Source organism: Streptomyces sp. NBC_01463 (assembly GCA_036227345.1).
Classification (GTDB): domain Bacteria; phylum Actinomycetota; class Actinomycetes; order Streptomycetales; family Streptomycetaceae; genus Streptomyces.
Genome location: CP109468.1, coordinates 2,105,780 through 2,131,992, shown reverse-complemented (window position 1 = coordinate 2,131,992; position 26,213 = coordinate 2,105,780). Strand labels below are relative to the sequence as shown.

General features: G+C 71.5%; 20 protein-coding genes. 6 read left to right on the top strand and 14 right to left on the bottom strand.

Going from position 1 to position 26,213, the window contains the following annotated elements; all coding sequences use genetic code 11:
* Positions 1-19 precede the first annotated feature (19 nt).
* Positions 20-1,327 carry a multidrug effflux MFS transporter gene (locus OG521_09250; protein WUW20963.1) on the top strand — a complete coding sequence of 436 codons (1,308 nt, stop codon included), beginning with the start codon at positions 20-22 and terminating at the stop codon, positions 1,325-1,327.
* A gap of 113 nt (positions 1,328-1,440) precedes the next feature.
* A complete protein-coding gene (locus OG521_09245; GenBank protein ID WUW20962.1) occupies positions 1,441-2,553 on the top strand; it encodes a P1 family peptidase in 1,113 nt (370 codons plus the stop codon).
* 26 nt (positions 2,554-2,579) lie between these two features.
* Here OG521_09245 and OG521_09240 read toward each other — a convergent pair whose 3' ends face one another.
* From OG521_09240 to OG521_09230, 3 genes are all read right to left on the bottom strand, one after another.
* Positions 2,580-3,725, bottom strand: a complete 1,146-nt coding sequence (locus OG521_09240; GenBank protein ID WUW20961.1) for an RNA polymerase subunit sigma-24 — start codon at positions 3,723-3,725, stop codon at positions 2,580-2,582.
* Complete coding sequence (locus OG521_09235) at positions 3,722-4,141, bottom strand: YciI family protein (GenBank protein ID WUW20960.1); 420 nt, start codon at positions 4,139-4,141, stop codon at positions 3,722-3,724. The genes OG521_09240 and OG521_09235 overlap by 4 nt, the downstream gene beginning before the upstream one ends.
* 147 nt (positions 4,142-4,288) lie before the next feature.
* Positions 4,289-5,281 (bottom strand): bile acid:sodium symporter, encoded by a 993-nt coding sequence (locus OG521_09230; GenBank protein ID WUW20959.1) that lies wholly within the window; start codon positions 5,279-5,281, stop codon positions 4,289-4,291.
* 181 nt (positions 5,282-5,462) lie between these two features.
* On the opposite strand from OG521_09230, the gene OG521_09225 reads away from it, so the two are divergent.
* On the top strand, positions 5,463-5,882 hold the full coding sequence (locus OG521_09225) for a TOBE domain-containing protein (protein ID WUW20958.1): 420 nt from the start codon (positions 5,463-5,465) through the stop codon (positions 5,880-5,882).
* 76 nt (positions 5,883-5,958) lie between these two features.
* Here the strand turns inward: OG521_09225 and sbnA are convergent, their stop codons facing one another.
* From sbnA to OG521_09185, 8 genes are all read right to left on the bottom strand, one after another.
* Positions 5,959-6,984, bottom strand: coding sequence for a 2,3-diaminopropionate biosynthesis protein SbnA (gene sbnA / locus OG521_09220; protein ID WUW20957.1), 1,026 nt, complete (start codon positions 6,982-6,984; stop codon positions 5,959-5,961).
* Between the two features lie 54 nt (positions 6,985-7,038).
* Complete coding sequence (gene sbnB / locus OG521_09215; GenBank protein ID WUW20956.1) at positions 7,039-8,187, bottom strand: 2,3-diaminopropionate biosynthesis protein SbnB; 1,149 nt, start codon at positions 8,185-8,187, stop codon at positions 7,039-7,041.
* Positions 8,184-9,140: a TauD/TfdA family dioxygenase gene (locus tag OG521_09210; GenBank protein ID WUW26622.1), complete on the bottom strand. Its 957-nt coding sequence runs from the start codon at positions 9,138-9,140 to the stop codon at positions 8,184-8,186. The genes sbnB and OG521_09210 overlap by 4 nt, the downstream gene beginning before the upstream one ends.
* 101 nt (positions 9,141-9,241) lie before the next feature.
* Positions 9,242-11,722, bottom strand: coding sequence for an amino acid adenylation domain-containing protein (locus tag OG521_09205; protein ID WUW20955.1), 2,481 nt, complete (start codon positions 11,720-11,722; stop codon positions 9,242-9,244).
* The gene (locus OG521_09200; GenBank protein WUW26621.1) at positions 11,719-14,142 is read right to left on the bottom strand and encodes a phosphopantetheine-binding protein; all 2,424 of its coding nucleotides are present in this window, start codon (positions 14,140-14,142) and stop codon (positions 11,719-11,721) included. The genes OG521_09205 and OG521_09200 overlap by 4 nt, the downstream gene beginning before the upstream one ends.
* Before the next feature lie 293 nt (positions 14,143-14,435).
* Positions 14,436-14,642: a hypothetical protein gene (locus tag OG521_09195; GenBank protein WUW20954.1), complete on the bottom strand. Its 207-nt coding sequence runs from the start codon at positions 14,640-14,642 to the stop codon at positions 14,436-14,438.
* An 86-nt stretch (positions 14,643-14,728) separates the two neighbouring features.
* Entirely contained in the window at positions 14,729-16,729 is a 2,001-nt protein-coding gene (locus tag OG521_09190) for an ABC transporter ATP-binding protein/permease (protein WUW26620.1), read from the bottom strand.
* Between the two features lie 55 nt (positions 16,730-16,784).
* Positions 16,785-17,663, bottom strand: a complete 879-nt coding sequence (locus OG521_09185) for a phosphotransferase (protein WUW20953.1) — start codon at positions 17,661-17,663, stop codon at positions 16,785-16,787.
* 438 nt (positions 17,664-18,101) lie between these two features.
* Between OG521_09185 and OG521_09180 the strand changes: the two genes are divergently transcribed.
* Positions 18,102-18,863: a metallophosphatase family protein gene (locus tag OG521_09180; protein WUW20952.1), complete on the top strand. Its 762-nt coding sequence runs from the start codon at positions 18,102-18,104 to the stop codon at positions 18,861-18,863.
* Between the two features lie 95 nt (positions 18,864-18,958).
* Here the strand turns inward: OG521_09180 and OG521_09175 are convergent, their stop codons facing one another.
* On the bottom strand, positions 18,959-19,567 hold the full coding sequence (locus OG521_09175) for a hypothetical protein (protein WUW20951.1): 609 nt from the start codon (positions 19,565-19,567) through the stop codon (positions 18,959-18,961).
* Positions 19,568-19,704: 137 nt separating this feature from the next.
* Positions 19,705-21,234 (bottom strand): UDP-N-acetylglucosamine 1-carboxyvinyltransferase, encoded by a 1,530-nt coding sequence (locus OG521_09170; protein ID WUW20950.1) that lies wholly within the window; start codon positions 21,232-21,234, stop codon positions 19,705-19,707.
* A gap of 253 nt (positions 21,235-21,487) precedes the next feature.
* On the opposite strand from OG521_09170, the gene OG521_09165 reads away from it, so the two are divergent.
* A complete protein-coding gene (locus tag OG521_09165) occupies positions 21,488-22,138 on the top strand; it encodes an MOSC domain-containing protein (protein WUW20949.1) in 651 nt (216 codons plus the stop codon).
* Between the two features lie 296 nt (positions 22,139-22,434).
* Entirely contained in the window at positions 22,435-25,176 is a 2,742-nt protein-coding gene (gene acnA, locus OG521_09160) for an aconitate hydratase AcnA (GenBank protein WUW20948.1), read from the top strand.
* 84 nt (positions 25,177-25,260) lie between these two features.
* Here acnA and OG521_09155 read toward each other — a convergent pair whose 3' ends face one another.
* Positions 25,261-26,190, bottom strand: a complete 930-nt coding sequence (locus OG521_09155; GenBank protein WUW20947.1) for a VCBS repeat-containing protein — start codon at positions 26,188-26,190, stop codon at positions 25,261-25,263.
* Positions 26,191-26,213: the final 23 nt, after the last annotated feature.

The window sequence follows — 26,213 nt, the reverse complement described above, 5'->3', positions numbered from 1 at the left end:
CATCGGTTACCTTTTCCTCATGCTATCTCCTTCCTCCGCCTCCGACGAGGCGGCGTCCCGGGCTGCCCGGGCCCGGCCGGCCCCGTCCGCCCCGCCCGTGTCGCCGGGGCAGGTCTCCGCCCTGATCGCCGTGCTGGGTGCGCTGACCGCCGTGGCCCCGCTCGCCACCGACATGTACGTGCCCGGTTTCCCCTCCATGGGGGAAACGCTGCACGCGAGCAGTTCGGCCGTGCAGCTCACCCTGACCGCGTTCCTGGTCGGCATGGTGGTGGGCCAGCTGCTGATCGGCCCGATGAGCGACGGCTGGGGCCGTCGCCGGCTCCTGCTCTCCGGAGCGGCGGGCTTCGTCCTCTTCTCCCTGCTGTGTGCCGTCGCGCCGAACGTCGAACTGCTCACCGCGGCCCGCTTCCTCCAGGGATTCGCGGGCGCGGCCGGCATGGTGCTCGCCCGCGCGGTGATCACCGACTGCTTCCGCGGAGCGGACGTACCCCGCTACTTCGCGCTGCTCTCCCAGATCCTCGGCATCGCGCCGATCGCCGCCCCCGTCGTCGGTGGCGCGGTCCTGTCGCTGTCGACCTGGCGTGCCGTCTTCGTCGTCCTCGCAGTCCTCGGCGCGCTGCTGCTGATCGCCGTACTGAAGAAGGTCCCCGAGACGCTGCCGCCCGAACGCCGGCACAGCGGAGGCCTCGTGGGCACCTTCCGCACCATGGGCACGCTGCTCGGCCACCGCGCCTTCATGGGGTACGTCCTCGTGCTCGGCTTCACCTCGGCGGCACTGTTCGCCTACATCAGCGGCTCCAGCTTCGTCTTCCAGAACGTGCACGGCGTATCGGCCACCGGCTACTCGCTGATCTTCGCGTCGAACGCCGTGGGCATGCTGATCGCCGGAGTCACCTTCGCGCGGCTCTCCGTACGGGTCCGGCTGAACACGCTCCTGATCGCGGGGCTCGCCGTCTCGGGCACCGGGGCCGTCGCGCTGCTGGTCCTGCCCGCGCTGACGGGGGAGCACCTGGCCGTCACCTGGATCTGCCTCTTCGTCGCCATCTCCGGCATCGCGGTGATCTTCCCCTCGACGATGAGCATCGGCCAGAACCTGGGCCGCGGCGCACCGGGTGCGGCGTCGGCGCTCATCGGCGGCCTCCAGTTCCTCTTCGGCGCCGTGGCCTCACCGCTCGTCGGCCTCTTCGGCGAGGACAGCGCGACCCCCATGGCGGCCGTCATCGTCATCTCGCTGGCCCTGGCGGGCGTCGCCCTGGTCCTGCTCGCCCGGCCCTGGCTGAGCCACGGCGAGGTCACCGCCGAACCGGCCGGGAGCGGCAAGCACTGAAGGACCGCGGCGGCTCCGGCACCCCGTCGCGCGGTCACACCGTGCCCTGTCCGTGACCACGGGCCTCCCGTACGCTCTGCCGGACGACCGACGAGGGCGCGCGGGAGGAACCGGTGGACGACAGCCGCATGAGGGCACGGGAGTCGGGCATCCCCCTGACCGGCGAACCCGGTCCGTGGAACGCGATCACGGACGTCCCCGGTGTCGAGGTCGGGTACGTGACCCTGTGCGAGGGCGACGACGTACGCACCGGAGTGACCGCGCTCCTGCCGCGCGGCCGGGACGGCGTGGGCACCCCGTGCGCGGCCGGCTGGCACTCGTTCAACGGCAACGGCGAGATGACCGGCACCGCCTGGATCGAGGAGAGCGGCGCGCTCGCGGTGCCGGTGCTCATCACCAACACCTACGCGGTCGGCCCGGTGCACCGCGGTGTCATCGAGTGGGTACGGGCCAACTGCCGCGGCATGGCGCCCGAATGGCTGCTGCCCGTGGTCACCGAGACCTGGGACGGCCACCTCAACGACATCCACGGCACGGCCGTGGAGCCCCGCCACGCGGCGGACGCCATCGAGGCGGCCGCCACCGGTCCGGTCGAGGAGGGCTGCGTCGGCGGCGGTACGGGCATGCGCTGCTACGGCTTCAAGGGCGGCTCGGGCACGGCCTCGCGGGTGGTGGAGTACGGCGAGGACCGCTATACCGTCGGCGCCTTCGTGCAGGCCAACTTCGGCGCACGGCGCGAACTGGTGGTGGCCGGCGTGCCGGTGGGCCGCGAACTGCCCGTCGCGCCCGCCCCGGTGCCCGAAGGTGAACCCCAAGTCCCGCCCGGGGCGGGCTCGGTGATCGTCGTCGTGGCCACCGACGCACCCCTGCTGCCCGGCCAGTGCAAGGCGCTGGCCCGGCGGGCCACCCTCGGCCTCGCCCGCACCGGCACCACCGGGAGCCATTTCTCCGGCGACATCTTCCTGGCCTTTTCCACCGCCAACGCGGGCGCCCTGACCAGCACCTTCCCGGAGAACGACGGCAGCGCCCCGTACGAGTCGCTGCGCTTCGTGCCGTGGGGGCGGATGGACGCCTTCTACGGCGCGGTGGTCGAGTCGGTGGAGGAGGCCGTCCTCAATGTGCTCACCGGCGCGCACTCGATGACCGGCCGGGCCGGCCACCACGTCCCGGCGCTGCCCCTGGACCGGGTCGCCGGACTGCTCGCCGCACGAGGCGTGGTGGCGTAGGACGGCCGGCGGTCCGGTGCGATCCGTCAGCGGCGGAGCCGGGCGTTGAGCCGGGCGGCCTCGCGTGTCAGGTGGTCGCGCTCGGCGACGTTGGACGCCTGGTGGGCCGCCTCGGCGTACAGCCGGGCCGCCCTCGGCAGGTCGCCGTCGCGCTCGTGGAGGTACGCCGCCACCGCGGTGTGGCGCGGCAGCGCGGGGTCGACCGCGGCGAGCGCCGCCAGGCCGGCGCGCGGCCCGTCGGCCTCCCCGACGGCGACCGCGCGGTTGAGCCGGACGACCGGGCTGTCGGTCAGGCGGGCGAGCTCGTCGTACCACTCGACGATCTGCACCCAGTCGGTCTCCCCGGTGCTGCGCGCGTCGGCGTGGAGTGCCGCGATGGCTGCCTGGGCCTGGAACTCGCCCAGCCGGTCACGGGCCAGGGCCGCCTGGAGGATGCCGATCCCCTCGGCGATCGACACGGTGTCCCACCGGCCGCGGTCCTGCTCGGCGAGCGGCACCAGACTGCCGTCGGGCGCGGTCCGCGCCGCGCGCCGGGCGTGGTGGAGCAGCATCAGCGCGAGCAGCCCCGCCACCTCGGGATGGTCGATCGCGGCCGCGAGCTGCCGGGTGAGCCGGATGGCCTCGGCGGCGAGGTCGACGTCGCCGGAGTAGCCCTCGTTGAAGACCAGATAGAGGACGCGCAGCACGGTCGAGACATCGCCCGGCCGGTCGAACCGCACGTCGGAGACGGTCCGCTTGGCCCGGCTGATGCGCTGCGCCATGGTCGGCTCGGGCACCAGATAGGCCGCCGCGATCTGGCGGGTGGTGAGCCCGCCGACGGCGCGCAGGGTGAGTGCGACCGCGGACGACGGCGTCAGCGACGGGTGCGCGCACAGGAAGTACAGCTGGAGGGTGTCGTCCGCGGCGGGCGCGGGGCCGGGCAGCGGTTCCTCCTCCACCCGGTCCTCACGCCGCCGGCGTGCGGTGTCGGCGCGGGTCGCGTCGAGGAACTTGCGCCACGCCACGGTGACCAGCCAGGCCTTGGGGTCGCGGGGCTGTTCGGCGGGCCGGACGCGGAACGCCTCGACGAGAGCGTCCTGCACGGCGTCCTCGGCCGCCGCGAAATCCGCACCGCGGCGGACGAGGATCCCGAGCACGCTCGGCGTGAGGCTCCGCAGGAGAGCCTCGTTCATCGGTGGGGGCACTCCTCGACGGTGGGCGACGGGGCCAGGAACGGGCGCAGCTCCAGCCACTCGTGGATCGGCTTGCCGCCCGCCCCCGGGGCGGCCGACAGCTCCCCGGCCAGTTCGACGGCGCGCTCATGGCTGTCCACGTCGATGATCATCCAGCCGGCGATGACGTCCTTGGTCTCGGCGAACGGCCCGTCGGTCACCGGCGGCCGCCCCTCGCCGTCGTAGCGGACCCACTCGCCCTCCGGGGCCAGTGCCTGGCCGCCGACGAACTCGCCGGACTCCTCCAGTCGGGCCGCGAAGTCGTTCATGTACTGCAGGTGGGCCGTGATCTCCTCCGGCGTCCACTGGTCCATGGGGGTGTCGTTGACCGCTGCCGGGGCGCCGCGGTAGTGCTTGAGAAGCAGGTACTTCGCCATGGTGGTCCTCCTCGCCGGTGCGGCCCTTGCGGCCGCGTTCAGTACGGGGACGGAGCCGGTCACCGGTTCTCGACATCGTCGCCCGCTCTTCTTCAGTTCTTTCTTCGGCTTCTTCCTCGGTGCCTTCCCGGCCCTCCGTCGACGAGCTTAGGAGCCACCGGCGGAGCCGGTGCCGGGGACCAGCCGGGGGACGAGCCGTACGTACGCGATCATGCCGATGACCTCGACGAGGGTCTGCGTCACCACGACGGCGGCGGCCGCCGACAGCCGGTCGGGCAGCGCGAGGGCCAGCGGCAGCACGACCAGGGAGTTACGGGTCGCCCCGGTGAAGACGACCGCCCGGGAGGCGGCGGTGTCCAGCCGGAACAGCCGGGCGACGGCCTTGCCGGCGAAGGCCATGACGACCAGGAAGGCGGCGTAGAACGGGAGGACCGCCGCGATGCCGCCCAGCCCGTCGCCGAGCCCGGGGACCTGGGAGGCGACCACGACGAACAGCGTGGCGGCCATCAGCGGGACCATCGCGGTGCTCGCGGCGTCGGCGGCCCGCCGCCCGGCCGGACGGCGGGCCGCCCACGCCTGGACCGCCCAGGCCAGCGCCAGCGGGACGACGATCAGCACGGCGAACGCCTCGGCGAACGGACCGGCCCCGACGACGCCGGCCAGGTCCGCCCCCATGAACAGGTACAGGAACCCCGGCAGCAGCAGCATCTGCGCGACCAGCAGCAGCGGGGTCGCGGCCAGCAGCCGCCGGCCGGAGCCGCCCGCCAGCCCGCTGAACACGATCACGTAGTCCACGCACGGGCACAGCAGCACCAGCAGGACCCCGAGCCGGACGGCCCTGTCGTCGGGCAGGAACGCGAACATCGCCGCGACCACCAGGGGCACCACGACGAAGTTCACCACCAGCGCGGCGGACAGGAACCGCCCGTCGCGCAGGGAACGGAGCAGCTCGGCGGCCGGGACCTGGAGGAACGTCACGAACAGCAGCGCACCGAGCACCGGATTGATCGCGTGCTCCAGACCGGGCCCGGCTCCGGGCGCCGCCCGGCCCACGAGGGCACCGGCCGCCATGGCGCCCAGGTACACCGCGATCTGGTGCCGCTCCATCCACTCCACCGGACCCGCCGGCTCCTGCGACACCCGCTGCTCCCTCGCTGCGCACACCGGCCACCCGCGCGATGTCCGTGGTGTCCGCCATCCTCACAGGTCCGGCCCGACCCCCGTCCACAAGGCAGCCGGACATCCGGGGCGGTCCTGTCTACAGTGGGAGCGCGTACCAGGAGATACCTGGCATTTACGGACGAATCAGAGGAACCCTCTCATGAGCCTGAGCATCCGCAACCAGATCCCCGGCACGGTCACCGCCGTCACCGCGGGCGAGGCCATGGCCACGGTGAAGGTCCGGCTCACGGGCGGCCAGGACATCACGGCCGCGATCACCCGCGAGGCCGTGACGGACCTCGGCCTCGCGGAGGGGACGCCGGTCCGCACGCTGATCAAGTCCACCGAGGTCGCCCTGGCCACCGGCGCCGTCGAGGGGCTGAGCATCCGCAACCGGATCCCCGGCACCGTCACCGGCGTCACGGCCGGCGGCGCCATGGCGAGCGTCAAGGTGTCGGTCGAGGGCGGCGAGCTCACCGCCGCGATCACGAGGGACGCGGTCACCGATCTCGGTATCACCGCCGGGACGGCCGTGGTCGCCCTGGTCAAGTCCACCGAGATCTCCCTGGGCGCCGGCTGACCCTTACCGCGGCCACCCGTCCGGCCCGGCCCGGCCCGCGGCTGCCCGGCGGGGACTGCGAGGCGATATCCGTTCCCTACCTGGCTTCCGGGGTCCGGGAGAAGGCCTCCCGCCGCATCCGATCACCCTCGCCCCCGGGCCGGGGATCGCTCAGCGGGTCCTCGCCGTACAGGTCCTGGACCCAGTTGTCCTGGTAGACGGTGTCGAGGTAGCGCTCCCCGAGGTCCGGCGCGACCGCCACGGCGGTGAGGTCCTGCCCCGCCTCGTGTTCCGCCAGCCAGCCGGTCGCACCGCTCGCCACGGTGCCGGTGGAGCCGCCGAAGAGGAAGCCGTGCCGGGCCAGGCGGCGGCAGGCCCGGATGGCGTCCGCCTCCTCGACCCGCACGACCTCGTCCACGTACGACTCGTCCAGCAGCGGCGGGCGCATGCTCATGCCCAGGCCCGGAATCATCCGGCGGCCCGGGGGACCGCCGAACGCCACCGAGCCCACGCTGTCCACGGCGACGATCCGCACCGGCCGGTGCCAGGTCCGGAAGAAGCGCGCACAGCCCATCAGCGTTCCGGTGGTCCCCGCGCCGACGAACAGGACGTCCAGCTCGGGGAACGAGCGGGCGATCTGCGGGGCGGTCGTGAGGTAGTGCGCCCTCCAGTTGGCCGGGTTGGAGTACTGGCTCAGCCACACGCAGCGGTCGTCGTCGGCGCACATGCGCCGTACGTACTCCATCCGCGCGCCGAGGAAGCCTCCGTTGGCCTCCTGCCCGGACACCACGTGCACCTCACTGCCCAGTGCCTCCATCATCAGCCGCGTCGCGAGGTTGCAGCGGGAGTCCGTGACGCAGACGAAGCGGTATCCCTTGCTCGCCGCGATCATGCTCAGCGCCACACCGAGATTGCCGGACGAGGACTCCACCAGGACCGAATCGGCGGTGAGGGACCCGTCGCGTTCGGCCGAGGCCACCATCTCGGCGGCCGCCTTCAGTTTGATCGAGCCCGCGAAGTTGAAACCCTCGCACTTGAGGAGCAGCGGCTGCCCGAAGACCGACCGCACGTCGACATAGAGCTCCTCCTCGTTGAATGCCTGAGGAACGGATATGACCGACATGACGTACTCCTCTTCGGGGGACTGGTGCCTGTGCCGGGGGACCGGCCGGTGCTGTCATCCGTAACGGCTCCGTTCGCGGAAGAAGTCGTCGATGATCTGCAGTCGGCCCGCGCGGGCCACCTCGTCGTAGACGTAGCTTCCGACCGCGAGATCGAGCACGCCGAGGCCGAAGGGGGAGAAGACCGCGGGGCGGTCCGCCGGCACGTCCACCAGGCCCGTCATCACGTCGTCCAGCGTGCCGTGCACGAAGTCCCGGTTCCCGGTGAGCTGTTCGGTCAGATGGGGTGAGGTCGAGGCCCGGAGGCAGTGTTCGATGTCGTCCACGATGTTGGTCGAGGCGAGCAGGACCTGGGGGGCGAGGTCGCGCAGCGACACGTGCAGGACCACGGGGTTGTGGTCGAACCATGCCGGGTCGCTGACATGCGGCCGTCCCGCAACGGTCGCGAAGACCACCAGGTCGCTGGTGCGGATCAGCGCCTCGGGGCCGCTGTGCACGGTGACGCGGGCCGCGCTGCCGGACTGCTCCGCGTACAGCCGGAATCCGGCGGCACTGCCCGGGGAGACGTCGTACACCCCGATGTCGTCGAACGACCAGCCGGAGCCCTGGAGATAGGTGTGGATGTACCGGGCGATCAGGCCCGTGCCGAAGAACCCGACGCGGGTCGGGCGCGGGCGGTCCCGGCTGAGCCGGTCGGCCGCCGAGGCCGCCGAGGCGGCCGTTCTGCTCGCGCTGATGATCGAGCTCTCCAGGCACGCGAACGGGTACCCCGTGACGGGGTCGTTGAGGATCAGCACGGCGGAGGCCCGCGGCACTCCGGACCCGATGTTCGCAGGGAAGCTGGAGATCCACTTCAGCCCGTCCACCCGCGAGTCCCCGTCGGACACCCGGCCGGACTCCCTGCCGAGGGAGGCGGGCAGGGCGATCATCCGAGCGTCGGGGCGGTCCGGGAAGCGGAGGAACGAGGAGGGCGGGTTCACCGTCCTGCCCGCTCCGTGCAGCCGGTAGGTGGCCTCCACGACCTCCACGATCTCCTTCTCGCGCCCCTCCAGGGCATCTTGGACCTGACCACCGGGAATCACGGCGAACGGAGGAACGGTGATCCCGTCGGAGGAGGCGGAGGAAGAGGACGCGGAGGAGGCAGCGGGGACGGAGGAGACGGTGGAGTCGGGAGAGGCAGCCGCGTGGGCATGGCCGGTGTTCATCGCAGCCCCGCCCCCGTCGCAGCGCCCGCCACCGGCGGACAGGTGTCGAGCCGGGTCGGTGCGGCCATCGCGACGACCACGTCGCGCGGCCCCTCGTACGCCTCCCTGCTGTGCGCGGTCCGCACGTTGTCGACGAGCAGCAGGTCACCCGCGCGCCACGGCAGACGTACGGTGTGCGCCTGGTAGGCCGCGCCGATGAGCCGGACGGTGTCCTCGTCGATGGTTCCGCCGTCGCCGTAACGGGTGTTGAACGGCAGGCCGTCGGCTCCGTACTCGTCGACCAGGTACGCGCGGACCTCGGGGTCGAGGGTCCACTCGTTCAGGAAGGCGATCTGGTTGAACCAGCAACGCCGTCCGCCGGCCGGGTGCCGGACGACGGCACTGCGGTGCTGGGTGGTGCGCAGAGCGCCGTCGGGCTGCCAGGCCCAGTCGATGGCGTGGTCGCGGCAGTACTCCTCCACGGCGTACCGGTCGTCGGTGCCGAAGGCGTCGGCCACGGTGGCCCCGATCTCGCCGTTGTAACTGCGGGTCAGCAGCCAGCCCGTCCGCTCGAAGCGTTCGGCCGGGCCACGGGGCAGCGAGTCGAGGACGGCCGACGCGTCGGCGAGGCAGACGGCTCCGCCGGAGGTGGGCTCGGCGAGGCAGGCGAAGAGCATCAGGCCGGGGAAATCGAGGGTGTAACTCAGCTCGTGGTGCATGCACATGGGCTGGTTCGACGGCCAGGCGGAGGGGGAGTGCACACCCGGCGCGTAGGTCTCCCGCGCCGCGAACGCCTCTCTCTCCCGCACCGGTTCGACGGCCAGCTGACGCAGGACCGCCTCGACGCCGGACGCGTCGCGCAGCCCCAGTCCGCGGACCAGGACCGCACCGTGTTCCTCCAGCGCGGACCGCAGCCCGTCCCGGTTCCGGGACACCCAGCCGGCGGTGTCGTCGCCGTCCGGCACCCGCAGCATCACGGGTGCGCCGGGCGGCGGTTCCAGGCCGTGCGGTGAGGTGGTCGGGTCGGCTGTCTCGATGGCAGACATCTGGCTCTCTCCTCGTGGTGGTGGTCGGTTCACGGTGTGGTGCGTCGGTCGATCAGTGCGGCCAGTTCGGTGAGTACGGGGTGACGGACGAGGTCCTTGAGCGAGACCTCACGGTCCAGGGCGACCGCCACCGAGACCGCCGACAGCGAAGTGCCGCCGCGGTCGAAGAAGTTGTCCCGCCGTCCCACCCGGTCGCGCGGCACGCCGAGGACCGCGGCCCAGACCCCGGCCAGCCGCTCCTCGGTGGGGGTGCTGGGGGCGTCATCGCCGCGGGTGCCGGTGGCGGCGGGCCGTCCGGCGAGCGCGGTCAGCCGCGCGCGGTCGGTCTTGCCGTTGGGGGTCAGCGGCAGGGAGTCCCGCCGGCGGACGTCGGACGGCACCATGTGCGCCGGCAGGATGTCCGCAAGCCGCTCCCGGACGGCGTCCGGGCGCATCGGATAGGCCAGGGTGCAGAAGGCGGTCAGGTGCCGGCCGGGCCCGGCGTCCTCCACGACCACCACCGCGGCGTCCCGCACACCCGGCACACGCAGCAGCGCGTTCTCGATCTCGCCGATCTCGATCCGGAACCCGCGGACCTTCACCTGGCCGTCCCGGCGGCCGAGGAACTCCAGCTGCCCGTCGGGCAGCCAGCGCCCGAAGTCCCCGCCGAGATGCAGGCGTTCGCCGGGGCGGTGGGGGTCCGGCAGGAAGGCCGCCCGGGTCCGCTCCTCGTCGTTGATGTACCCGCGGCCGACACAGATCCCCGAGAAGGCGATCGCACCGGGGGCGCCCAGCGGCACCGGGGCGAGGTGCTCGTCCACGAGGTAGATCCGCACGTTGCCGACCGGACGGCCCAGCGGCACCACGTCGGTGTCCGGCGGGCCTTCCAGGACGGCGTGGTTGGTGTCGTCGGACGTCTCGGTCAGCCCGTAGGCGTTGACCAGCCGGACCCCTGGCCGGACCCCGAACCAGCGCTGGACGAGATCCTTCCGCAGCGCCTCGCCGGTGACCGATACGCAGCGCAGAGCGGGCAGTTCGCGGGGGTGCCGCTCCAGGAAGGACAGCACGGCGTCGAGGTAGGACGGCACCACCTGGAGCACCGTGGCCCCGCCCCCGGCCAGGGTGTCGAGGAACCGCCGGACGTCCAGGACCGTCTCCTGGCCGATGACCAGGGTGCGGCCGCCGGTCAGCAACGGGGCGAGGAACTGCCACAGGGAGATGTCGAAGCACTGCGGCGCGGTCTGCGCGACGACGTCCTCCTGGCCCAGACCGAGGTCGTCGATCTTCGCATAGAGGTGGTTGAGCAGTCCGCCGTGCTCGCACATCGCGCCCTTGGGCTCGCCGGTGGACCCGGAGGTGAAGAAGACGTACGCGAGCGCGCCGGAGCCGACCGGGACACCGGGGTCGCTGTCGTCGCCGCCCTCCGCGCACACCCGGTCCAGGGGCAGCGACCGGACGGCCGGCGCGCGGTCCCCGGCGCCGCCGAGCGCGGCGGTGGTGCCGGGCCCGGTCAGCGCCAGGGCGCAGCCGGCGCGGCCGAGCATGCCGGCGACCCGGGCGGGCGGGTAGTGGGGATCGACGGGCAGATAGGCGCCGCCCGCCTTGAGGATGCCGAGGACGCCCGCCACCCACTCCAGGGTCCGCTCGCTCACCACGGCGACGACGTCCTCACGGCCCAGACCGGCGTCGAGCAGCGCGTGTGCCACCCGGTTGGCCCGGCTGTTCAGCTCCCGGTACGTCCACCGCCGGCCGTCCTGAACGGCCGCGACGGCGTCCGGGCGGGCGCGCACGCGCTCCTCGAACACCGCGTGGCAGGGCAGGCCGGGCAGTTCGCGGCGAGCTCCGGCGAGTCCGTCGATCTGGTACCGGATCTCGTCGTGCGACAACAGGCTCTGCCCGGCGTGCTCAGCGTCCGGACCGGCGGCCATCAGCCGGAGCGCGGTGAGGTGGTAGCCGAGGATTCTGGTGGCGCACTCCTCGTCGATGACGTCGGTGCGGTACCGCAGCCCGATGACGGTCCGCCCGCCCGGCCGGGCGGCCGTTAGGCGGAGCACGGCGGTGTCCCGTACGGACTCCGCGTCACCCGTCGGGTCGAACACCGCCTCGGGGGCGGCGGCGGGGAGGCCCAGCTCGTCCCGGAGCGCGCCGACGGCGAACTCCCGGTGCGCCAGCAGCTCCTGCTCGGTGGCCGCCGCGTGCAGCAGCAGCGCCCGCCACGAGGTGCCGTCGGCCGTCAGCCGGCAGGGCAGCGGTTCCGGGTGCGCGGCGGTGACATAGCCGGTGGTCACGGCGGATTCACCGGACAACGCCGCGAGCACCTTGGCGTGAGCGGCCAGGACGAGGGCGGTGACACCCACGCCGGCGGATGCCGCCAGCGCGTCCATCTGCTCGACGAGGGGTGCGGGGAGCGTCGCCCCGACCACCGAGGTGCCCGGCACCGGGGTGCGCGTCCAGCGGGGCACCGAGGTGGTCCCGCCGGCGGTGAGCACATCGCGCCAGTACTCCGCGTCGGACCGTGCGTGCGTGTTCATCGCGTCGCCTCCATGTCCCGGGCGCTGCCCGCCCGCATCGGACGGGCCGGGTTCCCGCCCCAGGAGGCGCCCGGCGGAACGGTCTCGCCCTTCATCAGGAACGAGTCCGGGGCGAGCACCGCCCCGTCCCCGATCGTCACGCCGTAGTGCACGAACGCCCCGACCCCGAGCGTGCAGCGGGAACCGACCGCGGACCGGTCGGACTTGAAGGTGCCGTCCTCCTGCGAGTGGCACTGCACGACGCTGCCGGCGTTGAGGGTGACGTCGTCGCCGAGGGTGACCATCGTGCGCTCCGTCAGGTAGCAGCCGTCGTCGAAGAGCCTGCGGCCGGTCCGGACACCCAGCAGACGCCAGATGACGCTCTTGAAGGGCGTCCCGTTGAAGATCTGGAGATACGTCTCCGACGGCACCTTCCAGAACCGCTCCCGCTGCCAGAAGCGGCGGTCGTAGATCGAGCAGAACAGCGGGCCCGGCGGGTGGCGGCGGACGACCGCGCGTTCCACCAGGACGAAGTACACGGCGCTCACGACCATGACGAGCACATTGCCCAGCGCGACCGCCTCGGCGCCGATCGAGGTGTAGAGCTCCGCGGTCCCCGACACGACCAGGGTGACCACGAACGCGTAGAACCACCGTGCCAGCAGGTACAGCCCCATCGACGCGGCGTTGTGCCGGTTCTTGGCGGCGAGGCCGCTGCGCAGAGTCTCGCCGCTCTTCATCAGGTCGAAGCTGCTGTCACGCCGGACCGAGCGGGGGATCTCGAAGCTGGGCGAGCCCAGCAGGCCGACGTTCTCCCGGATGTTCCCGTCGACCGGCACCATGACCTTGGTCGCCAGCAGACAGTTGTCGCCCGTCCTGCCCCGCGACGGGTAGGCGATCCTGTTGCCGAGGAAGTTCCGCGCCCCGATCGCGGTCCGGGACACCCGGAACGACGTACTGGAGAACTCGGCGTTGTTGATGGACAGCCCGTCGGCCACCATCGTTCCGGTCCCGACCGCACTCAGGTACGGCGTCTCGTGCTTCACCTCGGTCCCGAAGTTCGACCCGGTCTGCTCCACCCGTGAGAGGTCGTAGCCGAGCAGCCGGAGGTACGGGACGATCCCGGAGCTGTCCCCGAACAGCCGGGTCAGGAAGCGCCTGTTGGTCAGCAGCGTGATGGCGCGGTGCGCGCCGTAGTGGAAGCCGTAGAGCGGGTAGACCTTGTCCGGCTGGATCGTGCGGCTGAGCAGCCGGGGGACGATGGCGAGCAGCAGGAACCCGAGCGGCGCGACCACGAAGAGCAGGACGAACGAGGCCGCCAGCGCGTCCCGGTAGAACACCCAGCTCGTGAGGACCGAGGGCCCCGGTTCCAGCACTGCGGACAGCTGCGGTGCCTCGGCCAGCAGAATGGCGAGGCCGCCGACCGCGAGCGGCAGATAGACGAGCAGGGCGCTCAGCAGCTGGGTGACGCTGTGCACGGACCTGCGCAGGGCGCCGCAGGGCACCGGCCCCACCACCTCGTACGCCGAACCGGCACGCTGGGCCGGCGATCCGTGCCAGTGCTCGCCGGCGGGTATCGCCTGGCCGCTGTGCAGGGAGGACGCATGGGCCAGCCTGGCCCCGTCCCCCATCGAGGTCCCGATGTCCAGCACCGCCGCCTCGGCGACGACGGTGTCCCGCCCCAGGGTCACGCTGCCGGTCTGGATCACACCGTCGTGCGCGCGGTAGCAGGAGAAGAAGGAGTCCTTGCGGATGACCGAGGACGCCCCGACCGTGAGCAGGTCGGTACAGAGAGGCACGTTGCGGGAGAAGATCACGGCCCCCGGCCCGATGTGCGCGCCCAGCGCCCTGAGGTAGAGCGTGTAGAGCGGCGATCCGACGAACAGGACCAGCGGGTTCGCGCGGACCAGTGTCCTGACGATCCAGAGACGGACGTAGGCCAGGCTCCACACCCGTATCCGCCGGGACGTCCAGCGCCCGACCAGCACCCATTTCACCGCGACCGGCAGGGCGGACAGCCCCAGGAGGACCAGGGCGCCGAAGAGGACGGAACGGACGTACACGTCGACCGGACCGGACCCGTCGGAGATCCACTCGTAGCCCCGGGCACCGATCAGTGCGACGAGACCCGAGTAGGCGAGGAAGGCCAGAAGCTGCAGCGCCCCGCACAGGACGTACCGGGGCTTGCCCACGGGGGGTGCCGGCGAGCGCGCGGACGGAGCGGAAGCAGACGGCTCCGGCTCCGGCGGCGTGGCCGGTACGGAGACCGCCTGCGCGCCCGCCAGGGCGGCGACGGAGGGATGTGCGTACACGTCCTTCATCGAGACCGGCGCCAGATCGGCGCGCTTCCTGATCCGCGCGCAGAAATGAGCCATCACCAGGGAATCGGCACCCAGATCATCGAAGAAGTCACTGTCCGTGTCCACGTGGTCCAGGTGCATCACCTCGGCGAGCACCTGCGCGAGTGCCCCGGCCGTGCCCGTGACGGAGGTGCCGGGTGGTCCCGGGGGAGAGGCCACGGCCTCCCCGCTACTCGGGAACACGGTGGCGACCAACTTTCCCGTCATGGGAACTCCCTGGGCAGGACTCGACCTCGGTGGGCCCGGCGTGGGTCACGCGCGGGACGCTCTATGAGTCATTCGAGACCGACCGGGAGGGCGGATTGCCGCAAATCCAAAGAAAAGTAATATTTCGTCCAAGAAAGGGCACCGGGGCGTGCCCCGGTGCCCTTCTCTCACCCCGCCGGCTCGACGGCGGGGCAGCGGGAGCCGCGCGGCGGAATCCTCAGGGAGACCAGATAGGCGTCGGTCACCTCCCGCACGGGCTGCTGCCGTACGTGCCGTGGCCCCGCCCCCTCCAGCGGCTGCCGCCGCTCCGCGCCCCCGACACCTGACTGTCCCTCATGACGCCTGCCCCTCACCTTGTCCGAGGTGTCGAGCATCGTCGCGCGGGTGCTTCCCCCGGCATCCGGAAAGACCCGGGACCTGCCCCTTGGGGGCGGAGGCCGGCGCTTGCCGGACCGTCGCCCTACGTCGTGTTCCCAGCCCCCGGGCCCGCGGAATCCGGGGAGATCGGGGAGTCGACGGGGGAGGCGGGGCGCGGGATGCGGACGGCCGGGGCGTACTGCGCGGCCTGGGCTTCGAACATCGCGGCGTAGCGGCCGCGGGCCGCCATCAGCTCGTCGTGGCTGCCCTGCTCGGCCAGCCGCCCGCGGTGCAGGACGTAGATGCGTTCGGCGTGGCGCACGCCGGACATCCGGTGGGTGACGAGCACGACGGCCCGGTGCGGGGCGGCGAGCCGGCGGATGCGGTCGAACGCCTCGATCTCGGCCTCCGGGTCGAGCGCGGACGTCGGTTCGTCCACGATGAGGAGGCTGTCCGCCCGCGAGGTGGAGCTGCGCCAGTGGGTACGGGCCAGCCCCACCTTCTGCCACTCACCGCCGGACAGTTCGATCGCTCCGCGGAACATCCGGGCCAGCAGGCTCTGCAGGCCGTCGGGGAGCCTGGCGATGACCGGTCCGGCCCCGGCGTAGTCGACGGACGGCTGCAGGTCCGCCGCCGATGCCGGGTGTTCCGGGCGGCCGATCCGGATGTTCATCGCGGCGGTCACCGGCCAGCGCTGGAAGTCCTGCGTGAGCAGCGCGACCCGCTCGAAGACCTGGGCGCGGTCGAGACCGGCGATGTCCGCATCGCCCCACCGCAGGGTCCCGGCCTGCGGCAGGAGCAGACCCGAGAGCACCTTCATCAGCGTGCTCTTTCCGGAACCGTTCTCACCGACCACCGCCGTGACCGACCCCATGGGCAGCGTGAGTGACACCTCGTCCAGCGCCGGTCTTCCACGGTCGGGATAGGAGTACGTGACCTTGTCGAGGGCGATGTGCTCGACCCGGTCGGGTACGGCCTCACCGCCCTCGGGGATGGCGCGCCGGGCGGCCTGGCCGAGGAAGCGCGAGTGGTCCCGGACGTACAGGGACTCCTCGTGCAGCTGGTTCACGTTCATCACCAGCGCGCCCAGGCTCGCCGATCCGGAGCGGACGGCGATGACCGCGGTGCCGGCCACGGCCAGACTCATCCGCCCGCTCATGATCAGCCAGAACATGGTCCCGTACGTCACCGCCATCGCCAGACCGGACAGCGCGGCGGCGACCCATTCGGTGAGGGCCTTGCGGGAGGCCAGCCGCTCCTGCTCGGCCTCGGCGCTCTCGGCCATCCGCCGGTACCGGCTGAGGAGGAAGGCACCGACGCCGTGGATGCGCACTTCCTGGGCGGCGGTGCGCTCGGTGAGCAGGTTGCCGATGAGCCGGCTGGCCCGCACGTGCTCGATCCAGCTCATCACCGACACGTACCGCTCCTGCGCCACCCGCATCGCGCCCCAGCCGCGGGGTGCGGCGATGAGGACCAGCATGGGCAGCAGGGTCCAGTCCAGGACGCCGAGCACCCCGGCGGTGGCGATCAGCGAGATGATCCCGTTCAGCGCGGACACGCAGGAACCGATCATGCGGCGGGCGGAGGCCGGGCCGAACTGGGCGATGTCGACGAGTCTGCGGAAGTCCGGGTCGTCGATGGCTTCGAGCTCCACGGATGCTGCGGCGTCCAGATACTGCGTGGTGGCGATCCGCTCGACGAGCGGTTCGAGACGCCCGGCGCGTGAGGTGGACCACGCCGCCAGAACGGAGTTGGCGACGGCGATGCCGGCCGCGGCGGACAGACCGGGCAGCAGGGCGTGCAGCCGGTCGGCGGCGGTGCCGGTTCCGCCGAGCAGGGCGTGCATGACGGAGTTGACGGCGAGCAGGCCGACCGCCGCGGCGATGCCCTGTCCGATCTCGCTGACCCCCACCGCGAGGAGCGAGCGGCGGTCGGCGCTCCACGCCATGCGCAGCGTCGCACCGACCAGCGCCGGCATGGAACGCAGCGCCGAGACCATGGTCAGGTCGAGCGTGGCGTGTTCGTGCTGGGACCAGCCCATGTCGTACCGCAACGGCCCGCCGAACAACTCCCGTTCGGCCTCGGACACCTGCGGTTCCGCCATCTTCAGCGGTCCGAAGAACCTCTTCACGGGTTGCCTCCCCGGTCGTGTGCGCAGCTCATCGCCACCCCTCCCGAACCAGACGCTCGACGGTACGGCGGCCGCGTACGGTCACCTCGGCATCGCCAAGGCGGGGGCCGTGGGCCAGCGCGCTCGCCGCGTCCGCCGCGGCGAACGCCACCAGTGCCTGCCGCTCGGCGGCGGAGAGATCCCGCCCGTATCCGGCGAACATCGCGGTGCGCAGATCGGGGTGGTCGGGCCAGACGGCGGTGGCGAGTCTCACGAAGTCGGCGACGAGCGGACCCGGGGCGCTGCGTTCGTAGTCGATCAGCGCGCAACGCCGCCCGTTCCAGAGCATGTTGCGTTCCCAGAGGTCCCCGTGGAGGAGGCCGAAGGGCAGTGGGCCGAGGGCCGGGAGGGAGCTGACGAGGCGACGGAGCATGTCGGCCTCTGCAGGGGAGAGATGGTCACCTGCGCCGGTGATGTGCTTCTCCAGGCCGGCGCGGGTCGCCTCGACGGCGTGCGCGGCCTCGGCCGCGGCCCGAGGCCCCGGCAGCGCCTCGTGGAAGAGACGCAGCAGCCGGCCGGCCTGCTGGTGCGCGGCGCGCCGCCGCGCGGGCGAAGCGGCCGCACCCTTGAGGGGCCGGCCGTCGACGGCGGTCAGGACCAGAGCCAGCAACTGCGCCGAACTGTCCTTCAATACAGGAGCGTTGGCGAATCCGAGTCGCGGGACGGCCTCGCGGTAGGCGCGGGTCTCACGGGTGTACAGGACCGGTTGCGGCGCCAGCTTCACGTAGTGACGCCCGGCGCGGCCGGCGACCTCCCAGACCCGGGAGTCCGCGCGGGCGTGCGAGGCGTCGCGCAGGACCTGAACCGGTCCCAGAACCGATTCGACCCACCGGGCCAGTGCCGCGGGCAGACTGCGGGACCCCTTCATGCCAGGTACCTCGTATCCGGTCGGGAGCCGTCGCTGAGGAATCCGGTGCAGCCCTGGGCGAGATGGGCGGACGCGGCCGGGCGAGGAGTCGTCGTCTTCTCGAACACAGGATGAACGAGGGCAGGGTGAGGCAAGCGATGCATGAGTGTTCCTTGGGATGCGATACGGACAGGTGCTCGGTTAACCGGGGTTCTCGCGTCTCCGTTACGGGTGCGCGAGGGCGAAATCTAGAACGCAATATCGAATAGAGGGGCTCCCCTTGATACGACTGAGAGCACCGGCCCGTGATCCTGCGTTCGATCACTCCTGTGGGTCTGGGTACTGCTTATGGGGGATTGCGAAGCGGGGGCGGCACACAGGAGTGGGCGTGCCGGCAGCGGTCTACGCGGGGAGCGGAACGGGGCCCCGCCGCCCGGCCGTCACGCCACAGTGGTGACCATGCCGAAGCGAGTGGCCGTCCTGTCCGACATCCATGGAGTCCTGCCCGCCCTCGAGGCGGTGCTGGCCGAGCCGGAGGTCCGCGCCGCGGACCGCATCGTGCTCAGCGGCGACATCACCGCCGGCCCGCAACCTGCCCAGGTGCTGGATCTGCTGACGTCCCTGGGGGACCGTGTCGCCTGGGTCAGCGGGAACGCCGACCGCGAACTCCTCGAATACCGCACCGGCCGGCGCGACACCGTCCCCGACCCGATCGCCCCCTGGGCCGCCGGACAGCTCCGCCCGGACCACCTGGAACTCCTCGCCCGCCTGCCGCTGTCCCTCACCCTGCGCGTGCACGGCATGGGGAGGGTCCTGTTCTGCCACGCCACCCCCAGGGACGATGAGGAGGTCGTCCTGGTCGACTCCCGTCCCGACCGCTGGCGGGAGGTCTTCGGCGGACTCGACGCCGACGTCCGCACGGTGGTCCTCGGCCACACCCACATGCCGTTCGTCCGCCTCGCCCACGGCCGCCTGGTCGTCAACCCCGGCAGCGTCGGCATGCCCTACGGCCGCACCGGAGCCCACTGGGCGCTCCTGGGCCCCGGCGTCGCGCTCCGGACCACGGACTACGACATCGAGGCCGCGATCACGCGGCTGGCCCGGGACTCGTCGTACCCCGGAATCACCGAGTGGGCCGACTACTTCCTCCGGGCCCGGGCGACCGACGCCGACGCCCTCGCGGCCTTCGGCCCGCGGGACGGGTGCGGTGACACCGTGTGACAGGTGCCCGGGTGTCCACGTGGACCCCACCACGGGCGCCCGGGGTGTCCAGGCGCGAACCTGGGCGCCCCGGGCGCGTTCGGAGCCGACGTATGTCACGCCGCCTGGAGCACCTCACAGGAGCAGTGCCGGAATTCCAGACCGAGTTCGCGGTCCACGGCCTCGCTCGAACGCGTGGCGGCGTCGGCGACCTTCTCCCACGAGCCGTACTTCAGGTACAGCTGGTCCGCCGTCGGGCCGAGCGGGTTGCCGTACTTCTTCTCGTTGCGCGCCTCCAGCTCCGCCACCTGCTCCGGCGTCATGCCGGCGCGGACGATGTCCTTGGCGTCGTTGCGCATCTGGACCAGCGTGCGGGCGATGTCCTCCTCCGAGCGCCCTTCCGCGCGCATGGCGCATTCCGTGCGCTCCATGTCCTCCAGGAGGCCGTGATAGCGCATCCGCTGATCACGGGCGACCTCGCGCTCCTGCGGCGTCTCGCTCCGGATCAGGCACACCACCGGTTCCGGGCTGGTGCACGGACCGTCGTCCGGAGCGGCCTGCGAGACGGGAGCCACGACCACCGAACCGCAGGCGGCCGCGGACCGGCACGGCTGCGCCGGGTGCCCGGCGGCCGAGGCGGACTGGAGGGGGAGGAGGACGACTTGGGCGACCAGCAGCGTGGGAACCACGCGGCGGGCCAGCGAACGCAGAGTGATCGATGACATGCGCTCATCGTTGGACAGGCCGGCACGGGCGCCGGGCAGCGCGAGGCCGAAATACCCCCGGCGGCCGGTTCACTCCACTCCGCCGAGTGAACCGACGACGCCGGGGGCGCCTGCGACAGGGGGTGCGCGTTCGTCTGTCAGATGTCCCGGAAGATCTCGATCTGCGCGCCCACCGAGTTCAGCCGCTCCGCCAGTTCCTCGTAACCGCGGTTGATCACATACACGTTGCGCAGTACGGAGGTCCCCTCGGCCGCCATCATCGCGAGCAGCACCACCACCGCGGGCCGCAGCGCGGGCGGGCACATCATCTCCGCGGCGCGCCACCGGGTGGGGCCCTCGACCAGGACCCGGTGCGGGTCCAGGAGCTGGAGGCGGCCGCCGAGGCGGTTGAGGTCGGTGAGGTAGATGGCGCGGTTGTCGTAGACCCAGTCGTGGATGAGGGTCTGGCCGTGGGCCGAGGCGGCGATGGCCGCGAAGAACGGCACGTTGTCGATGTTGAGGCCCGGGAACGGCATCGGGTGGATCTTGTCGATCGGCGCCTCCAGTTTGGAGGGCCGGACCGTCAGGTCGACCAGCCGGGTGCGGCCGTTGTCGGCGGCGTACTCCGCCGTGCGGGCGCAGTCGACGCCCATCTCCTCCAGGACCGCGAGCTCGATCTCCAGGAACTCGATCGGCACCCGGCGGATCGTCAGCTCCGACTCCGTCACCACGGCGGCGGCGAGCAGGCTCATCGCCTCGACCGGGTCCTCGGAGGGGGAGTAGTCGACGTCCACGTCGATGGTCGGGACCCCGTGCACGGTCAGCGTCGTCGTGCCGACGCCGTCCACCCGTACGCCCAGCGCCTCCAGGAAGAAGCACAGGTCCTGGACCATGTAGTTGGAGGACGCGTTGCGGATGACGGTGGTGCCGTCGTGCCGGGCGGCGGCCAGCAGGGCGTTCTCGGTCACCGTGTCGCCGCGCTCGGTCAGCACGATGGGGCGGCCCGGCGTGACGGAGTGGTCGACCTGGGCGTGGTAGATGCCCTCGGTCGCGGCGATCTCCAGTCCGAAGCGGCGCAGCGCGATCATGTGCGGCTCGATGGTCCGCGTGCCGAGGTCGCAGCCGCCCGCGTACGGCAGCTTGAACCGGTCCATCCGGTGCAGCAGCGGCCCGAGGAACATGATGATCGACCGGGTCCGGCGCGCGGCGTCCGCGTCGATGGCGTCCATGTCGAGGCGGGCCGGCGGGACGATCTCCAGGTCGGTGCCGTCGTTGATCCACCGGGCGCGCACGCCGATGGAGTTCAGCACCTCCAGCAGGCGGTAGACCTCCTCGATCCTGGCCACCCGGCGCAGGACCGTGCGGCCCTTGTTGAGCAGCGAGGCGCAGAGCAGCGCCACGCACGCGTTCTTGCTGGTCTTGACGTCGATGGCGCCGGAGAGCCGGCGTCCGCCGACCACCCGCAGATGCATGGGACCGGCGTATCCGAGCGACACGATCTCGCTGTCGAGTGCTTCACCGATGCGCGCGATCATCTCAAGGCTGATGTTCTGGTTGCCGCGCTCGATGCGGTTCACGGCGCTCTGACTCGTGGCGAGCGCCTCGGCCAGCTGACTCTGTGTCCAGCCCCGGTGCTGACGGGCGTCACGGATGAGCTTGCCGATACGTACGAGGTAGTCATCTGACATGCCGAAAGGTTATCTCAGATATGAGATGGGACCGGTGGTGGGGTAGGGCGTTCGGGTGACGGCTGTGTGCGGAGGTGTGGAGCAGCGGTGCGGAGTGGGGAGCGGCCGACTCCAGGGTGCCGTTCCTGTGCCCGGTCGGCATGTGGTGTGCGGCCATCGGCGGCTGACGGCGGCCGGCGTCCGGCGTCCGGCGTCCGGGGTGGAGGGGGAAACGCCTCGACCGGGTGGGCCGCGGGCTCGTAGGGTCCGCGTCATGAAGGTGCTCTCGGTCAACATCGGCCGTCCCCGTCCCAACCCCTGGAAGGGGATCGGCGCGACAGGTATCGACAAGCGGCCCGTCGACGGGCCGGTCGCCGTCACCGCTCCCGGGCCCAAGGGCACCGGCGCGGTCGGGCTCGCGGGCGACCGCGTCTACGACGTCAGGCACCACGGCGGCACCGACCAGGCCGTCTACGCCTATGCCCGCGAGGACCTCGACGTCTGGCAGGGCGAGCTGGGGACGCCGCTCGGCAACGGTGTGTTCGGGGAGAACCTCACGACCCTGGGGCTGGACGTCAGCGGCGCCCTGATCGGCGAACGCTGGCGGATCGGGCCGGACGTCGTCCTGGAGGTCTCCTGTCCGCGGATCCCCTGCGGAACGTTCCAGGGCTGGCTGGAGCGCGACGGGTGGATCAAGCGGTTCACCGCGGCCGCCGTGCCCGGCGCGTATCTGCGTGTCGTCGAACCCGGCGACATCCGGGCGGGCGACCCGGTCGAGATCGTGCACCGGCCCGGTCATGACGTGACCGTCGGGCTCGTCTTCCGGGCCACGACGCTGAACCCCGAGCTGCTGCCGCTGCTGCTCCCCGCCGACGCCCTGGAGGAGGGGACCAAGGAAGCGGTCCGCCGCCGGGCCGCCCAGTAGGCGCCGCCACTGCCCGGTCCGCCGCCGGACCGTGTGGCGGAGGGCCTCCGCGCCCCGCCCGCGCACCGGCCGGTGGGGTGGTGGCGGGCGGGGCGGGGCGGCCGGACATGACCCTTCCGCGGCGATGTACTAGAGTTATCTCGACATCGAGATATATGCCGAAGGCGCACAGCGGGCCGCCGCGCGGTAAGGGTTACCTAACTAATCCTTACCTTAGCGGATGGCCGGTTCGCCGAAGGCGGCACCACGCGGCGCCCGCCCGAAGTGAGGCGCGGCGCGGGGTTACGCGCACATTGATGAAGGAGACTGTCGTGTCGGCGAACAGCTTCGACGCCCGCAGCACGCTGCGCGTGGGCGACGAGTCGTACGAGATCTTCAAGCTGGACAAGGTCGAGGGCTCCGCGCGCCTCCCTTACAGCCTGAAGGTGCTGCTGGAGAACCTGCTCCGCACGGAGGACGGCGCGAACATCACCGCCGACCACATCCGGGCGCTCGGTGGCTGGGACTCCCAGGCTCAGCCCAGCCAGGAGATCCAGTTCACGCCGGCCCGCGTGATCATGCAGGACTTCACCGGTGTGCCCTGTGTCGTGGACCTCGCCACCATGCGTGAGGCCGTCAAGGAGCTCGGCGGCGACGCCACGAAGATCAACCCCCTGGCGCCGGCCGAGCTGGTCATCGACCACTCCGTCATCGCCGACAAGTTCGGTACGAAGGAAGCCTTCGGCCAGAACGTCGAGCTGGAGTACGGCCGCAACAAGGAGCGCTACCAGTTCCTGCGCTGGGGCCAGACCGCCTTCGACGAGTTCAAGGTCGTCCCCCCGGGCACCGGCATCGTCCACCAGGTCAACATCGAGCACCTGGCCCGTACGGTCATGGTCCGGGGCGGCCAGGCGTACCCCGACACCCTCGTCGGCACCGACTCGCACACCACCATGGTCAACGGCCTGGGCGTGCTGGGCTGGGGCGTCGGCGGCATCGAGGCCGAGGCCGCGATGCTCGGCCAGCCGGTCTCCATGCTCATCCCGCGCGTCGTCGGCTTCAAGCTGACCGGCGAGCTCCCGGCCGGCACCACCGCCACCGACCTCGTGCTGACCATCACCGAGATGCTCCGCAAGCACGGCGTCGTCGGCAAGTTCGTCGAGTTCTACGGTGAGGGCGTCGCCGCCACCTCCCTCGCGAACCGCGCCACCATCGGCAACATGTCGCCGGAGTTCGGCTCCACCGCCGCGATCTTCCCGATCGACGACGAGACGCTGAAGTACCTGCGTCTGACCGGCCGCGACGCCCAGCAGGTCGCTCTCGTCGAGGCGTACGCCAAGGAGCAGGGCCTCTGGCTCGACCCGGCCGCCGAGCCCGACTTCTCCGAGAAGCTGGAGCTCGACCTCTCCACGGTCGTCCCCTCCATCGCCGGCCCGAAGCGCCCGCAGGACCGCATCGTCCTCGCGAACGCCAAGGCGCAGTTCGCCCAGGACGTGCGCAACTACGTCTCGGACGACGAGGAGGCGGGCAAGGAGTCCTTCCCGGCCTCCGACTCCCCGGCCGCCGCCAACGGCGTCCCGTCGAACCCGGTCACCGTGACCGCCCCCGACGGCACCACGTACGAGCTGGACCACGGCGCCGTCACCGTCGCCGCGATCACCTCCTGCACCAACACCTCGAACCCGTACGTCATGGTCGCCGCGGCGCTCGTGGCGAAGAAGGCCGTGGAGAAGGGCCTGACCCGCAAGCCGTGGGTCAAGACCACCCTCGCCCCGGGCTCGAAGGTCGTCACCGACTACTTCGACAAGGCGGGCCTGACCCCGTACCTCGACAAGGTCGGCTTCAACCTCGTCGGCTACGGCTGCACCACCTGCATCGGCAACTCCGGCCCGCTGCCGGAAGAGGTCTCCAAGGCGGTCAACGACCACGACCTGGCCGTCACCTCGGTGCTCTCCGGCAACCGCAACTTCGAGGGCCGGATCAACCCCGACGTCAAGATGAACTACCTGGCGTCCCCGCCGCTGGTCGTCGCGTACGCCATCGCCGGTTCGATGAAGGTCGACATCACCAAGGACGCCCTCGGCGTCGACCAGGACGGCAAGCCCGTCTTCCTCGCCGACATCTGGCCGTCCGAGGCCGAGGTGAACGACGTCGTCGCCAACTCCATCGGCGAGGACATGTTCAACAAGTCCTACCAGGACGTCTTCGCGGGCGACGCCCAGTGGCAGGCGCTCTCCATCCCGACCGGCAACACCTTCGAGTGGGACGCCGAGTCGACGTACGTCCGTAAGCCCCCTTACTTCGAGGGCATGACGATGGAGACCACCCCGGTCTCCGACATCACGGGCGCCCGCGTCCTCGCCAAGCTGGGCGACTCGGTCACCACCGACCACATCTCCCCGGCCGGTGCGATCAAGGCCGACACCCCGGCCGGCAAGTACCTCACGGAGCACGGCATCGAGCGCCGTGACTTCAACTCCTACGGCTCGCGCCGTGGTAACCACGAGGTCATGATCCGCGGCACGTTCGCCAACATCCGCCTGCGCAACCAGATCGCGCCGGGCACCGAGGGCGGCTACACCCGCGACTTCACCCAGGCTGCGACTGCTGACGCGGCTCCGGTGTCGTTCATCTACGACGCCTCGCAGAACTACCAGGCCGCCGGCACCCCGCTCGTCATCCTGGCGGGCAAGGAGTACGGCTCCGGCTCGTCCCGCGACTGGGCGGCCAAGGGCACCGCGCTCCTGGGCGTCAAGGCCGTCATCGCCGAGTCCTACGAGCGCATCCACCGCTCGAACCTCATCGGCATGGGCGTCCTCCCGCTCCAGTTCCCGGAGGGCCAGACCGCGGAGACCCTCGGCCTCACCGGCGAGGAGACCTTCTCCTTCACCGGCGTGACCGAGCTGAACGACGGCACCACCCCGCGCACGGTCAAGGTCACCACCGACACCGGTGTGGAGTTCGACGGCGTCGTCCGCATCGACACCCCCGGTGAGGCGGACTACTACCGCAACGGCGGCATCCTGCAGTACGTGCTCCGCAGCCTGATCCGCAAGTAGGGATCAGCGGCAGTACGGCGAGAGGGCCGCACCCCCGGCGACGGGGGTGCGGCCCTCTCATGATGTGGGGGAGGTGCTACCGGCTCAGAAGAGGAAGCGGTAGCTGTTCCAGCCGCTCGCGCCGATCTTCACGCGGCCGCCGAACGGGGCCGAGGCCTTGCCGGTGCCCTTGTACAGGTACAGCGCACCGGTCTTGTCACGGGCCACGAGGTCGGTACGGCCGTCCTCGGTGATGTCACCCGTGGAGATGAGCTGGTTGTACGTGTTCCAGCCGGAACCGATCTTGGTGCGGGCGGAGAACGGGGCCTTGTAGTTCCCGGTGCCCTTGTAGAGCCACAGGACGCCGGCCGAGTCGCGGGCGACGATGTCGTTCTTGCCGTCACCGCTCAGGTCGCCGTTGCCGGCGATCTGCGAGTACGCGTTCCAGCCGCCACCGACCTTGTAGCGGCTCGTCAGCGAGCCGTTCCCGTAGTTCAGGTAGAGGTAGAGGTTGCCGCCGCTGTCCCGGCCGAGCAGGTCGCCGGCGGCCGCGCCGCCGAGGTTGCCGGGCGAGACCAGCTTGTTGTAGATGTTCCAGCCACTGCCGACCTTGACCGGAGTCGAGGCGTCGAACTTCAGGTATCCCAGGTAGCCGCTGGACTCGCGGAACCAGATGCCGTCGGCGTCGCCGCTGCTCTTCTGGGTGTTGGCGACCTGGAGGAGGTTGGACACTCCCTGCCAGCCCGAGCCCTTGAGCTCGCGGGAGGTGATCCCGCCCTTGCCGTTCGAGCGGTACGCGTACGCGGAGCCACCGGAGGTGAGACCGTACAGCGCGAAGTTGGGGGTGACGGCCGCGGCGGCAGCCGTCGCGGCGGAAGGTGCCGCGGCCGGCGAGCCCAGCGAGGGCTGCGGGGAGTCGGCGGCGACGGCGGACGTGCCGGTACCGACGAGTGCGGCGGTGAGTGCCGCGGCTGCCACGCGTGCGGCTATCCGTCTGTGCTTACGGCCAGAGGTTTTGGCCACGAAGTACTCCATGGATCTAGATGAGTTGTGGCCCG

Bases quoted from the DNA above. Each gene is read 5' to 3' on its own strand.
- OG521_09155 (WUW20947.1), bottom strand. From the start codon at position 26,190: ATGGAGTACTTCGTGGCCAAAACCTCTGGCCGTAAGCACAGACGGATA.
- OG521_09175 (WUW20951.1), bottom strand. From the start codon at position 19,567: ATGTCATCGATCACTCTGCGTTCGCTGGCCCGCCGCGTGGTTCCCACG.
- OG521_09200 (WUW26621.1), bottom strand. From the start codon at position 14,142: ATGCACCTGGACCACGTGGACACGGACAGTGACTTCTTCGATGATCTG.
- OG521_09235 (WUW20960.1), bottom strand. From the start codon at position 4,141: ATGGCGAAGTACCTGCTTCTCAAGCACTACCGCGGCGCCCCGGCAGCG.
- sbnA (WUW20957.1), bottom strand. From the start codon at position 6,984: ATGTCGGTCATATCCGTTCCTCAGGCATTCAACGAGGAGGAGCTCTAT.
- OG521_09205 (WUW20955.1), bottom strand. From the start codon at position 11,722: ATGAACACGCACGCACGGTCCGACGCGGAGTACTGGCGCGATGTGCTC.
- OG521_09185 (WUW20953.1), bottom strand. From the start codon at position 17,663: ATGAAGGGGTCCCGCAGTCTGCCCGCGGCACTGGCCCGGTGGGTCGAA.
- acnA (WUW20948.1), top strand. From the start codon at position 22,435: ATGAAGGAGACTGTCGTGTCGGCGAACAGCTTCGACGCCCGCAGCACG.
- OG521_09225 (WUW20958.1), top strand. From the start codon at position 5,463: ATGAGCCTGAGCATCCGCAACCAGATCCCCGGCACGGTCACCGCCGTC.
- OG521_09210 (WUW26622.1), bottom strand. From the start codon at position 9,140: ATGCTGCGGGTGCCGGACGGCGACGACACCGCCGGCTGGGTGTCCCGG.
- OG521_09250 (WUW20963.1), top strand. From the start codon at position 20: ATGCTATCTCCTTCCTCCGCCTCCGACGAGGCGGCGTCCCGGGCTGCC.
- OG521_09190 (WUW26620.1), bottom strand. From the start codon at position 16,729: ATGGCGGAACCGCAGGTGTCCGAGGCCGAACGGGAGTTGTTCGGCGGG.
- sbnB (WUW20956.1), bottom strand. From the start codon at position 8,187: ATGAACACCGGCCATGCCCACGCGGCTGCCTCTCCCGACTCCACCGTC.
- OG521_09170 (WUW20950.1), bottom strand. From the start codon at position 21,234: ATGTCAGATGACTACCTCGTACGTATCGGCAAGCTCATCCGTGACGCC.
- OG521_09195 (WUW20954.1), bottom strand. From the start codon at position 14,642: ATGCTCGACACCTCGGACAAGGTGAGGGGCAGGCGTCATGAGGGACAG.
- OG521_09165 (WUW20949.1), top strand. From the start codon at position 21,488: ATGAAGGTGCTCTCGGTCAACATCGGCCGTCCCCGTCCCAACCCCTGG.
- OG521_09180 (WUW20952.1), top strand. From the start codon at position 18,102: ATGCCGAAGCGAGTGGCCGTCCTGTCCGACATCCATGGAGTCCTGCCC.
- OG521_09240 (WUW20961.1), bottom strand. From the start codon at position 3,725: ATGAACGAGGCTCTCCTGCGGAGCCTCACGCCGAGCGTGCTCGGGATC.